We start from the raw sequence: 13,610 nt of genomic DNA, 5'->3' as shown, positions 1-13,610 counted from the left end.
GAGGCTATTTGTACCTATTCACTAACTTGGTCCATGATTTTGTCAAGTTCCAATTCAATCATTGTGATTATTGGAGGAACAAATTTCTCAGTTGCATTTTGTTCTGGCCAATGAATTTGAGTTACTTGGTTATTTAGAATGATTTTGACATTAGATTTTTGGTATTCAGTTACGTTTTCTAAAATTGGAAATGATTCAGAAGGTATTGCCATAAACCCGGTCTCCTTGATTAGTGCTTTGATTTTTTTGTGAGTATCCTCATTCAACTTAGATTTTATGCTGGGGTTTGGATATCCCGCTTCAGTTAAGGTATAGAGCATCTCTCCGTTATTTTTTATTTCAAGGATTTCGGTTTTTTCTGAAACAAGTCTGTCTGTAACACCGCGGGAAACTTTTTTGAGTTGATGTTTTGTGTATTCAATATCCAGTACATCATTGGGAGTTGAAGCCGAAAACGGAATGTCAGGCTTTGTAACCAGAGGGACTGCAATCAAGATTGCAATAATTGCTGGAATTGCTCCTATAGCTAAAACAATTGGTTTTACCATGATGTGTCTTTAGAGAAAGGATCATGCAGTTCGCAAATAAATCTTGGTTATAACTTAAAATTCAAGTCCATTTCATTGTTGTTCGTGGGGTCGTAGCCTAGCCTGGTAGGGCGACAGTGTCTACGAAAAAGATCACCGCTAAGGGCTCCAGAGGTTAAACTAAGCTAAACTGACTAACGGATGATGTAAGTTTGGAGCTGTAGTGACCCGTAGGTCGCCGGTTCGATTCCGGTCGGCCCCACGTTAAAAAATTAATTTTTGTTTCGTAAAACGTTAAGAGCTGATCCTGCCCTAAACCACTCTATCTGCTGTTTGTTGTAAGAGTGATTTAGCATGATTTCATCAGTGGAATTATCACTGTGAGTCAGGATGCATTTTACTTGTTTGTCTGGTGCCAGTTCATCCAGTCCAACAATACTGATTCTATCATCTTCTTGGATTTTTTCATAATCATCTGGATTTGAAAAGGTCAATGCCAAGATTCCCTGCTTTTTGAGGTTAGTTTCATGAATTCTTGCAAAACTTTTTGTAATTACTGCTGCACAGCCCAAATGTCTTGGGGTCATAGCTGCATGTTCTCTGCTGCTGCCCTCACCGTAATTATTATCGCCAATTATGACCCAACGCATTCCTTTTTCCTTGTATTGTCTTGCAATTTTTGCAAATGAATCAGTTTCACCATTTAGTACGTTCTTTCCTTTTCCTACTTCGTCATTGAATGCATTTACTGCACCAAGTAACATGTTGTCACTTAGGTTATCAAGATGTCCACGAAGAGAAAGCCATGCTCCTGCAGGAGAAATATGATCAGTAGTACATTTGCCCTTTGCTTTTACCATGATTGGAATGTTTTCAAAGTCATTCCCATCCCATTTTGCAAATGGTTCTAAGCGTTGCAGGCGTTTGCTGTTAGGATCAATGATTACGTCCAAGCCTTCAGGGTTTGCTGGAGGTGCAACATAGATTCCCTCTGGCCTCATGAATCCCTCTGATGGAACTTCTGGTGCAGGTTTTGGTGGCTCTAGTTTGAACTTGGAGCCATCTGCTGCAGTTAGTTCATCTTTTAGTGGGTTAAATGATAAACGGCCACCTAATGCAAGTGCAATAATCATTTCAGGACTGCCAATAAAGTTCAAAGTGTTTCTGTGTCCATCGTTTCGTCCAGGGAAATTTCGATTGAAGGTCGTAACAATTGTGTTTTTATCATCATTGTCAAGTTCAGGTCTTGACCATTGTCCAATACATGGACCGCATGCGTTTGCCAGTACCGTAGCTCCAATATCTATGAGTGAATCCATTTGTCCGTCTCGTTCTATTGTTCCTCTAATTTGTTCAGAGCCGGGAGTTACAAGCAATGGGATTTTTGCTTTGATGCCTTTGGTTTTTGCTTGCTCTGCTAAACTTGCAGCTCTTGACATATCTTCGTATGATGAGTTTGTGCAACTTCCAATCAATGCAACAGATATTGGATCAATGTAGTCATTTGTTTGGACATCTTTTCCCAAATCAGAAATTGATCTTGCAAGATCCGGAGTGTGTGGACCTACAATGTGAGGCTCTAGTGTTGAGAGATCTATTTCAATAATTTTATCAAAAAACTGTTCTGGGTTTTGTTCCACTTCAGGATCTGCAACTAACAGTTCTTTGTTTTGATTTGCCAACTCTGCAATTTTTTCTCGGTCGGTATACTTGAGGTAGGTTTCCATTCTTTTATCATATGGGAATATTGAACATGTTGCACCAATTTCAGCTCCCATATTTGTAATAGTTGCCTTTCCTGTACAGCTGATAGATTCTGTTCCAGGTCCAAAGTATTCTACAATTGAATTTGTTCCGCCTGAAACTGTGAGCTGTTCTGCAACTTTGAGGATGATATCTTTTGGTGCAGTCCATCCGTTAAGATGGCCAGTTAACTTAACACCTATTCGTTTTGGATACAAAAGCTCCCAAGGCATTCCTGCCATAGTTTCAGCAGCATCTAAACCACCAACACCTACTGCAATCATTCCCAGACCTCCAGCATTTGGAGTATGAGAGTCAGTTCCAATCATCAGCCCGCCAGGAAACGCATAGTTTTCTAAAACAACCTGGTGGATAATTCCTGCACCGGGTTTCCAAAAACCACACCCGTATTTTGCAGCAGCTGATTGTAAAAACTTGAAGACTTCACTATTTTCATCCAAGGAAACTTTCATGTCAGTTTCTCCTTCTACTTTTGCTCTAATCAGGTGATCACAATGAACTGTTGTCGGCAACGTTGCTTGGTCTAATCCTGCTTGCATAAACTGTAGCATTACCATTTGACCAGTTACATCTTGGAGTGCAACCCTGTCAGGTCTTAAGAAAACATAATTTTTTCCATCATCAAAATTCTTTTCGGCGGGTTTATCAAAGTGGCCAGATAGAATCTTTTCAGTTAATGTAAGGGGTCTCCCTACAACTTTTCTATAGTTTGCAGAGTTTTCTCGAATTTTATCATAAACTTTTGAAACCATTTCAGGAGTAGTTTCTATTTGCACATTACTTGGTTATTTTTACGGGAATTTAATATTATCAATTCCAAATAGACAAAAAAGATGCAAAATTAGTGAAAAACTCCTTAACAATTATAAGCGAAAACTAGCTTTATAATTGATCGTTGGGGAGCAGCAAATTCTAGGTAGGTATCGATATGGTGAATAAAGGATTTCCAAAATTTGGTATGTCACAAGCAGGTGCATTTGTTGCTGCATTAAAAAATTACAATCTACCTGATTTTATCTTGGAATTAGTTGCAAAAGAATGCAAGTCAGACTTACTTGAGAGAGGAAGAATTGACGACAGACTTCAAAGTATGAATGATGAGGCTTTAGAATTACTTCATAAGGTCTTCGTTGAATGTGAAGAAGACAAAGCAGGAAAGTATGCACAATACAGATTCTTTGCATATGTTTCTAGTATGTATCACAAATGCGAAGTCCTAGTAAATGAGACAATTCCAGGCGCTACGGGTAAAAACCACAAAATCCCAGTTGCTGTAAAAAACAATGGAATGTACATTGCAGTTGCATATAACAAAGCAACTGGAAACCCTGTTAACAAAAAAGAAACTGCCAGATTTTATGACATGGTAGATGACATCAAAAAAGGTGATCACGGAACAATGCTAACTGATGCAATCTATGGCTCATCAGTTGGATTTAGAGGAGATGCTTTGGTAGAACTAGAAAACCTGAGCAAATCAAGAACAAACGATCCTGAAAACAAATTAGATTTCAAGACGGCAAATTTTGAGAACAACATCTATTCAGTTACAAAGTGTTAAGACTAAATTTTCAGAGTACTAGTATCCAAGGTTAGAAACATTGGTTTTTCTTCAGTAGGTTTGAAATCTTCTCCGTACTGTTCAAAGTGAAGTTGGTCATAGAAGTGCTTTGTCCAAATTTCATGAATGTCATCTTTGTGTTTTTTGTATCCCATAGAACGTAGAATTTCGTGTGACAGTTCATGTGAAACTGTTGTACAATTTTTTTCTGCCAAGTACAATGTATCATGTGGATCTGGAGGAGGCTTCCAGTAAACCATTCCAAAGTTTTCTGCATAATATCCTTCACATGTACAATCAGTCCACAGTGGACGAAAATGACTCAAATAGAAATGATAGATGTCTTTTCCTCTTTGATCATGGTCTCGAAGTAAAGTGTGTGTGTCTAGTTTTTCAAATAATCTTCTGGGTTTAGTAATTAATTCATCACATTGAATTTCAAAGTCTTTGCCAAACTTTTCTTTAATCCACACTTTGAAAAACTGTGCCATCTTTTTGACATATTCATATTCTGGTTGACGTTTTTGACGTTCTTCTTCTTTAATTACAAAAATAAAATGCAGAATCATAATATAATAAAAAGAGGTGTTTATGTCTGGCCTTCTATACCCATTAGGGTTAGTGTTGATCGAATCTTCTCAATCTTTCTGATCTTCCATGTGATGGTTTCTCTGAGTTTTTCTACAGTATCAGATTCAATCTTGGCCAAGATATCATATGCGCCAAAAGTACCATGTACTTCTTTTACACCTTCTAGGCCCTTTAGTTGCTGAATAATAGCTTCTTCGGAACCTAGTTCACAGTTTATTAAAACATAAGCTGTTGCCATGAATTTAATCAACAATTCGACTATATCAATAAAGCGATTATTGCGATAATCAGTTCTGAGATTTCTTTAGTATTTCATCCCAAATTGGTTTGGGAACAGGCATTACAGATAGTCTTGATATGCGTAATAGTTCCCAGTCTTTGAATTTTTTTTCCTTTTTCATCTCATCTAGTGTGACAGGCCTTTTGAGTGGCTTTTTGTATTTTACATCAACCACAACAAATCGCTTGTTTTCTTCCTTTGGATTTGGGTATGGATTTGTAATAATTTCCATAATTCCTACTGCCTGGCGCTCAGTTCCAGTATGATAGAATATGCAGAGATCGCCTTTTTTCATGTTGTTTATGTGCTTTAGTGCCAAGTTATTGTGGACTCCATCCCAGACAGTTTTCTTGTCTTTTTTTAGCTGTTCAAATGGATAGCCTCTTGGTCCTGATGGCTCTTGTTTTGCAAGCCAGTAATTTACCATGAATTTGATTTGTGCATGGATGTTTTATGTTTTTAAGAATCTTCAGATTAGATAAGACAAGCAGTTAGGAAGGACTGAAGAAAAACAATGAAATACAAAAACAAAGTAACAACATCATGGCGTCACCAATTATTATTCCAATAATCATTGTTGCAATTATTGGACTGACAGGATATTTTGCTTATAGATTTTTGATTTTTGATTTTATGTGTAAAAGAGCAGTGAATCAAACACTGCAAAAATACAATATCAAAAAAACTCCATCTCAAATCATAAGAGAATATTACAAAAGCAAAGGCGAGGACATAACACACAAGGAAGTCCAGACATTAGAAAAGAGCTATAGACAAAATGAACCAGAGCAATTTCTTGTAATGTTTGATGCAATCAGAGACTCAAAGCACAAAGATGATTAACTGAAAGACTATGGAGATACAGGTATCTGAATGAAAGGTGTGCCACCTTCGCCCACTACTAGTGGCAATTTACCATCCCATGCTTGTGTCTTTAACCATTCAAGATAATTCGGATTCTCTGCCAAAGCATTGTTGATAATTGCTATTGCTTCAGCCTCACCCTTGGCTTCAGCAATGTTTGCATTTGCTAGACCAATTGCATTTGCCTCTCTTTGTTTTGCTTCAACTTCAATTCGTCTCAAATCATTCTCGGCTCGAAGTGCGTTTTGCTCTGCCTCTACTTTGGACTCGATGGCTTGAGCAAATAACGGTGAGAATTCAAAATCAGTAATTGAGATAACTTCTGTTACCACATTAAATCGGTCTAATCTTTCTGTGATTGCAACTTCAATATCTTGTTTGACAAGAGGCCTTTTTGTAATTAATTCCTCAGCATTGTACTTTGCAGTGACTTGTTTTACTGTCTCCTCAATTGCAGGCTGAATTACTCTGCTTTCATAATCCAGTCCTAAATTCTTGTAGAGTGTGTGTACTCTTTCTTTATCGGGATGATAGTTGACTGTAACTGTTGTCTCAACTGTCTGCAAATCTCTTGATGCACTGCGAGCATCACTTGCATATTTGAGAGTACGAACTTCAATGTCAACCACTTCATCTTGAAAGGGAACTACAAAATGCAATCCTTCATCAAGGGGAGGTTGAGTAAGATCCACTGCATTCCAGTGCAAAAGAACTCCTCTGTGTCCTGCATCAACTATCTTTACTGAAGCAAAAGCCACCACTCCAATTACAATTAAAATCATAATTCCTATTACAAGTGCTTTTGCTGCATTCATGTTAACACTAATTTGAGGGGATTGATATTTTGACAATTACACATGGTTATCCCTTATCACTATTATACCATTGTAAAAATAAAACAATTAGTCACTAGAATTACTTTTTAGTTAACAGATTTATCACGTATTTGAGATGTTATTTTATGGTAGAACCTAATTTTTCATGGATTTATTTGATAATCTTTTTAGCTATTCCATTATCTCGAATTATCCCTCGTTTAATTGCAAAAAGAAAAATGCAGAACAATTCATCACAAAAAAGAGAGTTTGAATCCAATTTTGACCCATACAAAAGACCACAAATGGAATACAAACCAGAAATTAAAGATCAAAAAAACTTATCAAAAGACAAGATGGTTCTAAGAGAGCTCAACTTGGGGAACAAAACGTTTGATGGCATTCAAAAAAACACAGGGTTGAATGGAAAAGATTTGGATTCAATTTTGGAAGATTTAGAAAAAAAGGGACTCATGAAAGTAGTCCACAAGCAAGGATTATTCGGTCCAAAAATAGAATTGTATCTAACAGATAACGGATTCAAAGAATATTTTTCATAGAATAACAAAAATCAATAAAAAATTGTATCCATATTGGAAAAAAGAAGGTATCGCGTACGAAGAATCTTGTGAGTTAGATATGTTCCCCGGTTCTGACTCGCGCAAGATCATTGGTATTTAGCCAAAACCTCCTTGGGTTCTTTAACCGGGGTTGCCCATAATGTAGCATACCTGGGTGAATTAGAAATCACTGGTATCGATACGATCATCTCATCCTAATCCGTCTGTATGCCTGCTCTTGGGCATTAGAAATGACACAGTCTCCGCTAAAAAGTATAGAGATTAGAGGATACGAATCTCAGAAAGCAAGACCAGATAATGTAAGTTCAAATCCCACAGCAGGTACTCGAATCTTGTAGTTTTCAATAGTTTTGGAATTTATCTCACCGATAATTCCAATCTGTTTGCCATTTACCAAAACAGCTGCAGACCTACCATTTTCAAAAATAGGATCTGCCAAGGTTTTAGTTTCAATGTCTAAACCAAATGCAGTCTTTAATGCAGATTGCAAGATTGATTTAATCTCTGTAAAGTTTGCATCTTGGTGAGCACTAATTCCAGAAAAAGAAATTTTTTCATCAATTGGATTTCCTTCTGAAAACACAATTCCAGTTTCAAATAGTTTTTGAGGGTATGCTGCATGAATGTTTCTTGAGAGATTCTCTATTAATCCCGGTAAAATTGAATTACGCAAGATTGTGTGCTCTTGGCTTTTTGAATCAAGAACTGAAATTATTTTCTGAGATTCCCTGTTTGTCATTTCATACAGAATTCGTTTGCTAGTAAGACTAGAGTTTAGTGCTTCAAGATACCCAAGACCAATCATAGTTAATGATAATTCTTTTAGTTTGACTGAAACGGGATTTGTCTGTCCTATGGTTTGAGATGGGGATACAACAGGTTCTAGGTTTTGTATTCCATATCCTAATGCAACTTCTTCTACCAAGTCCATCGGTCCAAAGATATCAAATCGGTATGCAGGAATTGTACATACAATATTTTTTCCTTTGGATATTGCGTCTAGTCGAGATTTTTTCAACGATGAAATTATTTTTGATGAAGTTAATGACAATCCCAATGTTTCATTTACCAAACTTGGCGAAAGCGAAACTTTTCTCGATTCTAGTTTTGGCGAAGAGTTACCAGAGCCAGTAATCTTTACACCATACAAAGAAAATCCTGCACTTTGCAAAATTGTTGCAACAATTGAAAGCATATCTTCAGCGTCTTGCTTGTTGATTCCTGTAACCTCAACGAAGAGATTCCTTGTTTTAGGTGTGACAGTTGTTACTGCAGCATTAATTATTGGAGGAAACGAAACAGTGTCCGAATTAGAATCTAAAATTATAGGCATTTGAGAGGAATTCCCAAGTAAACTACCATAGTTTTGCCCTACCTCGGTGTTTTGAATTATCTCAGAGATACTCATCTCTTTTTCAGAGTTTAGCGGAACAAAAGAGTGGTTTCTGTTTGTTGTGGTGTATGTCAGGGGAAATGAAATCTTGTCTAGATCATGAATTCCAATTGATGATTTTTTTCTTTTACGTCCTATTCCAAAATGAAGGTCTTCTTGCATTGTCATTAACTGCTTGATGATTTTGTCATCTATCTTGCCATTTTTTGCGACAATTCCCGTAACAAATGGCCTTATCTTTTTTACTGCAGGATTTACTTTGATGGAATAGTTTGATTTTTTTACATTTAGTTTTATTGCACCAGTTTTTATTTCAAGTATTCCTTGCATTCCTAGTGCAATTCCAAAATCAGTAGAATAGTCTGGTCTGTTTGGACTATATTCTACTCTAACTAAATCACCTTCTTCAGATTCTATATCCAAACCAAGAAATGGTAAGGATTCGGCGATTTGTTTTTTTGATGATTTTCCAATCAGTTTTTGCAGATTAGAATAGGAAATCTCCACTACTGGCATTTTGTTGCACTCCTCAACCAGTTTAGATTGTTGTTGTAAAATTCTCGCACATCATCAAGATCATACTTTAGCATTGCAATTCGCTCAATTCCCCCACCCCATGCCAAGACAGGTTTTGTTATTCCAAGAGGTTTTGTTACTTCAGGTCTAAAGATTCCCATTCCAAATAGCTCAACCCATTTTCCTAGTCTTTCATTGTACACCATTGTTTGCAGAGATGGTTCAGTGTACGGGAAAAATGTTGGCCAGAATTTTATTTTTGTAATTCCAATTCGTTTGTAAAATTCTCTTTGAATTCCCATCAAGTCTCGAAGAGTAGCGTTTTTTCCAACAACTACTCCTTCAATCTGGTTAAACTCTACAAGGTGTTTGTAGCTTACCTTTTCATTTCGAAATACACGTCCAACTGAAAAGACCCTGGCCTCATCAGGCTTGGTTTCTGCCAAATGCTTGATTGTAACGCATGTGGTATGAGTACGCAGTACCATCTTTCTTGCCTCGTTAATGTCCCATAGGTATCGCCAATTCTTCTTATGAGATGCAGAAACGTTTTTGATTTGTTCTGGCGTTGCAATCTTTTTTGCAGAGATTCCATCAAGATAGAAGGTGTCTTGCAGTTCCCTTGCAGGATGATCCTGTGGGGTAAAGAGTGCATCAAAGTTCCAAAAGCTAGACTGAGACATGCTACCAAGAATTTCAGAAAACCCCAATGTGACAAATATTTCGCGGATTTCATCAATAGTATCTTTTAGCGGATGAGTTCTTGCTACAAAAACTTCAGGAACCTTTGCCTCAACGTCAATTGCACCTGTTAAATCTGAAATTACAATTGATTTTGCAGAATCTGCAAGTGAGATCTCTTTTGATTTTTGAACATCTTCTATTACAAAGTCAGGTCGCCTCAAGAGGCTGCTCAAATCAGTTTCGTCAATTTGGTTTTTTGGAATCTTTCCATTTCCAATTTGTTTTAGTGTCTTTTCGCCGGGAAGATCAGAAGGAGAGTCTTTCAAAGAAATCTTTTCATCTGTTGTTTCTATCCAGTTGTTTTTTCTTGCAAGACCCATTGCAGGACCAAATATAGAGCCCATCTCTTTTTGCAATTCTTGTAATGGTTTTGGACCATTTTTTACCAAATTAAGCAGTCTTCTTTCAGGAAGCCCTTTCTCAAATGCTTCTAGTCCATTTTTTCCAAGTGAAAAAACACTAGTTGTTGATTCAGACACATTTGCAAGTTCTTTTAATCGAAGCCATTCCACTCCACGTCTAATTTGATCAGATGATAAGCCAGTTGATTGCTCAAGTTTTTCCATTGTTTGTTTTGGATTTTCTTTAAGTGATGTGATAATTTTTTTTTCAATTTCGTGGAAAACTTGTGACAACAGCAGAAAGTTCGAAAAAGACTTTTTAAACCTTAACCTAAGTCAAAATGAATGTCAGCTGATGACTTTATCGTAACACCTTGGCATGTTGAAGGCGATATTGACTATGACAAATTAATTAAAAAATTTGGTACTGAAAAGATTTCCGCACAGCTACTTGATAGAATCAAAAAGATAACAGGCGAAGACCATTTTATGCTCAGACGAGGTATTTTCTTCTCTCACAGAGAGATGAACAGAATTTTAGATGATTATGAGAAAGGAAACAAGTTTTTCTTGTATACGGGAAGAGGGCCTTCTGGTCATACCCATATCGGACACCTGGTTCCATGGGTTTTTGCAAAATGGCTTCAAGAAAAGTTTGATGTCAACATGTACTTTCAGCTAACAGATGATGAAAAGTTCTACTCAAAACCAGATCTCACTTTAGAGGATACTAGCAAATTTGCATATGAGAATGCACTTGATTTTATTGCATTAGGTTTCAAGCCAGAAAAAACAAAGATCATCATCAACACCAGAAACATTCAGACACTGTACCCAATTGCAGCTCAAGTTGCAAAGAAGATTAATTTCTCAAACACAAAGGCAACATTTGGATTTACAAATGAAACAAATCTAGGTATGATTTTTTACACATCACTACAATCAGCTCCATGTTTTATTGAAGACAAGCCAGTGTTGATTCCACTTGGTGTTGATCAAGATCCTCACTTTAGATTGACACGAGATATTGCGCCAAAGATTGGAAAGCCAAAACCAGCTCTGATTCACAATATTATGATTCCAGCTTTAGAAGGTCCAGGTGGAAAAATGTCTGCATCAGCTGAGAATGGAACTGTATACACAACTGATGCGCCAAATGTTGTAAAAAAGAAGATCAACAAATACGCATTTTCAGGCGGACAGCCAGATCTTGAACAACACAGAAAGCTTGGAGGAAATCCAGATATTGATGTGTCATATCAGTATCTCAGAATTTTCTTTGAACCAGACGATAACAAGCTAAAGTCAATCTACGACGATTACAAATCTGGAAAACTTCTTTCAGGAGAACTCAAGGCAATTCTAATTGAGAAGATGAATACATTTCTTGCTACCCATCAAGAAAATAGAGAAAAAGCAAAAAACAAGATAGATCAATTTCTTTTTGAGAACAAATGAAAGTAAAAATTGCATGCGAAGACAAGTATGAGGCTCAAAAACTTGCAAGCCTCATATTCATAAAAGATGCAAAAGAGACATTCATTACTTCAATTCTAAACATAGTGGAAAATGAACTAGTCGTAGCACTAAAGGACAAATCAGCGCACAGCGTAATATTAAAAGATGAAGCCCAGGCAGAGATTTTTGCAGATTTTATTCAGTCAGTATTAGATAAGGAGCAGAAAATAATTTCAACTGCAATTTCAGACCAGCATGTCGAAATCACCAAAGGATGAATCTAGGGGGCAAATGCAGTGTATAATGCAACTAACCCAACCAGAGCAATGAGGCTCAAACCCAATGCTTTAAAATCGCTATTCATAATTTTAATCTGAAATTATTATAATTAAAGTGTTAACAAATTCTCAATACTGATTTTCAAAGTTATCTTGGAAAATATCTACTCTTCTTTTTTGGCTTTTCAGATTCCTTTTTCTTTATTGGTTCTCTTATTTCATTACAGTTCAAACAAAGTACACGGAGTTCCTTTTTTGCAAGATCTGGCTCAGAGATGTACTTGCCCCATGAAGATGCAAATCCTCCTCTTCTAATCTGATCAAATGCTTCTTCATCATACATACTAGAGAATCCCAATGCTCTTGGATCTTTGAATCCACAGCTAGAACAGACCTTTCCGCCTAGAATCTCAAAGAGTTTTTCTTTTAGGGATTCATAAAATTTCTCAGAACCATTTGCGTAAAAACTATCATGTTTTTTTTGTAGTTTAGAGAGTTTAGGTTTTGGAGTATAATCATCTCTGTGTGATCTGAAATCTCTATCACGTGATCTGGAACGGTTGTCCCTATCGTAGTGTGGTTTTCTAAAGTCACGGTCTCTGGATCTGGAGCGGTTGTCTCTGTCAAAATTTGACCTATTTGATTTTCTAGGTTCATTTTTTTCAAAGCATTCACTACAATAAACTGGCTTGTTGAATTTTGGCTCAAATGGAAGTTTGCATTCGTTTCCACAATCACCGCATACTGCAGAAAACATTTCTCTGTCTCTGGATCTTGAAGTTGATTGTCTAGAGTTCCTAAAGGAGCGAGACGGTCTATCATCTCTAGAATATCTATCTGAGCTTTTGCCAGATTTGAATTTCTTGTCTGGTTTTTTATCAGAGTATTTTGCACGATATAGATCCATTGTTAATTTAGAAAGATATCAAAGACTATAGATAGTTACAGGTATAATTTGTGCCTACACAAGAGATTTGTCCATTTCAGTAGACATAATTTCTTGAACTTTTAGAAAATACAGTTTAGTTGACGATGGCATGTCATCTAAATTATTATCAACTGCAATCATGAAATACCTAACTGCGCGTTTTGATATATCCAGGTTAAACTTCATTGGAAGAACAGGATCTTGGTTAACTTTGATTTTATCTTGCAGCCAAGGAGGTGCCATCTCAATTGTCTCTTTGATTATCTTGTCATACCAATATGACAGATGTTGAGGATGAAGACCTTGTTGTAAATAGGAAATATCAGAATTTAGTTTCTTTACCATATTGTTTATGATTGCCATGGTTAGTTTTGGAAAGTTTTGTTTTATCTAACTAGCTAAAAAATTGGCAATCAACTAGTCAACTCATCGCAAGTTTCCTTCAGTATCAATTTCAGAATTTTTTATTCTAGTAGTAGAAATTCTAGTTCCATCCTTTGCCAAAATCATAGGGACAACAATTACCTTGACAGGTTCCAAATTCTTTTCTTTGCGAAGTTTATTCAAAACTGAACCTTGTTCTCCAGTCTCTTCGCTAACAACTAATGCCTGAACATCTTTTTCCAAAACTGCAGGCCCAAAATCATTTTCCAGTTTGCTTATTTGGTAAGACATGTTTGGAAAGTTTTGTTTTATTGTTTTTTCCAAAATCTCATATCTTTTCTGATAAGGGTTTTGAAGTGTTTTACCTCTCTTTTTTGCAAGGTCGTCACTTGTAAGACCAATAATGACATTTGCAGAAATTGAGAATGCTTTATCCAGCAAAGCAATGTGACCTTTGTGTATAATATCAAAGGTCCCACCCATTGCAACAAGATCAAACTTTGGCATATTATCCGAACAACTTGTTTGAAAATAAACTTACTATTTTCTGGCAAACCCAAAAAAAATATGACTAAAAAATAACCA

General features: G+C 36.4%; 16 protein-coding genes and 1 tRNA gene. 6 read left to right on the top strand and 11 right to left on the bottom strand.

Annotated features, from left to right (window positions below):
• Window positions 1-14 precede the first annotated feature (14 nt).
• The gene (locus tag NsoK4_RS00945; protein ID WP_211687542.1) at window positions 15-548 is read right to left on the bottom strand and encodes a hypothetical protein; all 534 of its coding nucleotides are present in this window, start codon (window positions 546-548) and stop codon (window positions 15-17) included.
• Between the two features lie 86 nt (window positions 549-634).
• Here NsoK4_RS00945 and NsoK4_RS00940 point away from each other — a divergent pair.
• Window positions 635-789, top strand: a tRNA-Trp gene (locus NsoK4_RS00940).
• Between the two features lie 10 nt (window positions 790-799).
• On the opposite strand, the gene NsoK4_RS00935 is transcribed toward NsoK4_RS00940, so the two are convergent.
• Entirely contained in the window at window positions 800-3,067 is a 2,268-nt protein-coding gene (locus NsoK4_RS00935) for an aconitate hydratase (RefSeq protein WP_211687541.1), read from the bottom strand.
• Window positions 3,068-3,219: 152 nt separating this feature from the next.
• On the opposite strand from NsoK4_RS00935, the gene NsoK4_RS00930 reads away from it, so the two are divergent.
• Window positions 3,220-3,852 (top strand): hypothetical protein, encoded by a 633-nt coding sequence (locus NsoK4_RS00930; protein ID WP_211687540.1) that lies wholly within the window; start codon window positions 3,220-3,222, stop codon window positions 3,850-3,852.
• Window positions 3,853-3,854: 2 nt separating this feature from the next.
• Here the strand turns inward: NsoK4_RS00930 and NsoK4_RS00925 are convergent, their stop codons facing one another.
• The 3 genes from NsoK4_RS00925 to NsoK4_RS00915 are packed head-to-tail and all read right to left on the bottom strand — an operon-like array spanning window position 3,855 to window position 5,150.
• Window positions 3,855-4,421 (bottom strand): hypothetical protein, encoded by a 567-nt coding sequence (locus NsoK4_RS00925; RefSeq protein WP_211687539.1) that lies wholly within the window; start codon window positions 4,419-4,421, stop codon window positions 3,855-3,857.
• A gap of 20 nt (window positions 4,422-4,441) precedes the next feature.
• On the bottom strand, window positions 4,442-4,681 hold the full coding sequence (locus tag NsoK4_RS00920; protein ID WP_014963852.1) for an Lrp/AsnC ligand binding domain-containing protein: 240 nt from the start codon (window positions 4,679-4,681) through the stop codon (window positions 4,442-4,444).
• Window positions 4,682-4,730: 49 nt separating this feature from the next.
• Entirely contained in the window at window positions 4,731-5,150 is a 420-nt protein-coding gene (locus NsoK4_RS00915; RefSeq protein WP_211687538.1) for an EVE domain-containing protein, read from the bottom strand.
• Window positions 5,151-5,266: 116 nt separating this feature from the next.
• Here NsoK4_RS00915 and NsoK4_RS00910 point away from each other — a divergent pair, with 116 nt between their 5' ends.
• Entirely contained in the window at window positions 5,267-5,566 is a 300-nt protein-coding gene (locus NsoK4_RS00910; RefSeq protein WP_211687537.1) for a hypothetical protein, read from the top strand.
• A gap of 8 nt (window positions 5,567-5,574) precedes the next feature.
• On the opposite strand, the gene NsoK4_RS00905 is transcribed toward NsoK4_RS00910, so the two are convergent.
• Complete coding sequence (locus NsoK4_RS00905) at window positions 5,575-6,438, bottom strand: prohibitin family protein (RefSeq protein ID WP_211687536.1); 864 nt, start codon at window positions 6,436-6,438, stop codon at window positions 5,575-5,577.
• A 110-nt stretch (window positions 6,439-6,548) separates the two neighbouring features.
• Between NsoK4_RS00905 and NsoK4_RS00900 the strand changes: the two genes are divergently transcribed.
• Window positions 6,549-6,962 carry a hypothetical protein gene (locus NsoK4_RS00900; protein WP_211687535.1) on the top strand — a complete coding sequence of 138 codons (414 nt, stop codon included), beginning with the start codon at window positions 6,549-6,551 and terminating at the stop codon, window positions 6,960-6,962.
• A gap of 298 nt (window positions 6,963-7,260) precedes the next feature.
• Here the strand turns inward: NsoK4_RS00900 and pheT are convergent, their stop codons facing one another.
• Together pheT and NsoK4_RS00890 are read right to left on the bottom strand one after the other, a co-directional pair.
• Complete coding sequence (gene pheT, locus NsoK4_RS00895; RefSeq protein ID WP_211687534.1) at window positions 7,261-8,892, bottom strand: phenylalanine--tRNA ligase subunit beta; 1,632 nt, start codon at window positions 8,890-8,892, stop codon at window positions 7,261-7,263.
• The gene (locus tag NsoK4_RS00890) at window positions 8,883-10,271 is read right to left on the bottom strand and encodes a phenylalanine--tRNA ligase subunit alpha (RefSeq protein ID WP_211687533.1); all 1,389 of its coding nucleotides are present in this window, start codon (window positions 10,269-10,271) and stop codon (window positions 8,883-8,885) included. Before NsoK4_RS00890 ends, pheT begins: the two co-directional genes overlap by 10 nt.
• Window positions 10,272-10,322: 51 nt before the next feature.
• On the opposite strand from NsoK4_RS00890, the gene NsoK4_RS00885 reads away from it, so the two are divergent.
• Both NsoK4_RS00885 and NsoK4_RS00880 read left to right on the top strand, forming a co-directional pair.
• The gene (locus NsoK4_RS00885) at window positions 10,323-11,435 is read left to right on the top strand and encodes a tryptophan--tRNA ligase (RefSeq protein ID WP_211687532.1); all 1,113 of its coding nucleotides are present in this window, start codon (window positions 10,323-10,325) and stop codon (window positions 11,433-11,435) included.
• A complete protein-coding gene (locus NsoK4_RS00880; RefSeq protein ID WP_211687531.1) occupies window positions 11,432-11,713 on the top strand; it encodes a hypothetical protein in 282 nt (93 codons plus the stop codon). The genes NsoK4_RS00885 and NsoK4_RS00880 overlap by 4 nt, the downstream gene beginning before the upstream one ends.
• A gap of 148 nt (window positions 11,714-11,861) precedes the next feature.
• Here NsoK4_RS00880 and NsoK4_RS00875 read toward each other — a convergent pair whose 3' ends face one another.
• The 3 genes from NsoK4_RS00875 to NsoK4_RS00865 form a co-directional block, all read right to left on the bottom strand.
• Window positions 11,862-12,620 (bottom strand): CxxC-x17-CxxC domain-containing protein, encoded by a 759-nt coding sequence (locus tag NsoK4_RS00875; protein WP_211687530.1) that lies wholly within the window; start codon window positions 12,618-12,620, stop codon window positions 11,862-11,864.
• Window positions 12,621-12,674: 54 nt separating this feature from the next.
• A complete protein-coding gene (locus tag NsoK4_RS00870) occupies window positions 12,675-13,004 on the bottom strand; it encodes a hypothetical protein (RefSeq protein WP_211687529.1) in 330 nt (109 codons plus the stop codon).
• Between the two features lie 63 nt (window positions 13,005-13,067).
• Window positions 13,068-13,532 (bottom strand): phosphopantetheine adenylyltransferase, encoded by a 465-nt coding sequence (locus NsoK4_RS00865; RefSeq protein WP_211687528.1) that lies wholly within the window; start codon window positions 13,530-13,532, stop codon window positions 13,068-13,070.
• Between the last annotated feature and the right edge of the window lie 78 nt (window positions 13,533-13,610).

This window comes from Nitrosopumilus sp. K4, assembly GCF_018128925.1.
In the GTDB taxonomy this organism is placed as follows: domain Archaea; phylum Thermoproteota; class Nitrososphaeria; order Nitrososphaerales; family Nitrosopumilaceae; genus HKST03.
The sequence above is the reverse complement of the archived record's forward strand: the minus strand, read 5'-3'. Positions and strand labels throughout refer to the sequence as shown.

Bases quoted from the DNA above. Each gene is read 5' to 3' on its own strand.
- NsoK4_RS00915 (WP_211687538.1), bottom strand. From the start codon at position 5,150: ATGGTAAATTACTGGCTTGCAAAACAAGAGCCATCAGGACCAAGAGGC.
- NsoK4_RS00920 (WP_014963852.1), bottom strand. From the start codon at position 4,681: ATGGCAACAGCTTATGTTTTAATAAACTGTGAACTAGGTTCCGAAGAA.
- NsoK4_RS00910 (WP_211687537.1), top strand. From the start codon at position 5,267: ATGGCGTCACCAATTATTATTCCAATAATCATTGTTGCAATTATTGGA.
- NsoK4_RS00945 (WP_211687542.1), bottom strand. From the start codon at position 548: ATGGTAAAACCAATTGTTTTAGCTATAGGAGCAATTCCAGCAATTATT.
- NsoK4_RS00900 (WP_211687535.1), top strand. From the start codon at position 6,549: ATGGTAGAACCTAATTTTTCATGGATTTATTTGATAATCTTTTTAGCT.
- NsoK4_RS00870 (WP_211687529.1), bottom strand. From the start codon at position 13,004: ATGGCAATCATAAACAATATGGTAAAGAAACTAAATTCTGATATTTCC.
- NsoK4_RS00875 (WP_211687530.1), bottom strand. From the start codon at position 12,620: ATGGATCTATATCGTGCAAAATACTCTGATAAAAAACCAGACAAGAAA.
- NsoK4_RS00880 (WP_211687531.1), top strand. From the start codon at position 11,432: ATGAAAGTAAAAATTGCATGCGAAGACAAGTATGAGGCTCAAAAACTT.
- NsoK4_RS00885 (WP_211687532.1), top strand. From the start codon at position 10,323: ATGTCAGCTGATGACTTTATCGTAACACCTTGGCATGTTGAAGGCGAT.
- NsoK4_RS00930 (WP_211687540.1), top strand. From the start codon at position 3,220: ATGGTGAATAAAGGATTTCCAAAATTTGGTATGTCACAAGCAGGTGCA.
- pheT (WP_211687534.1), bottom strand. From the start codon at position 8,892: ATGCCAGTAGTGGAGATTTCCTATTCTAATCTGCAAAAACTGATTGGA.
- NsoK4_RS00865 (WP_211687528.1), bottom strand. From the start codon at position 13,532: ATGCCAAAGTTTGATCTTGTTGCAATGGGTGGGACCTTTGATATTATA.
- NsoK4_RS00925 (WP_211687539.1), bottom strand. From the start codon at position 4,421: ATGATTCTGCATTTTATTTTTGTAATTAAAGAAGAAGAACGTCAAAAA.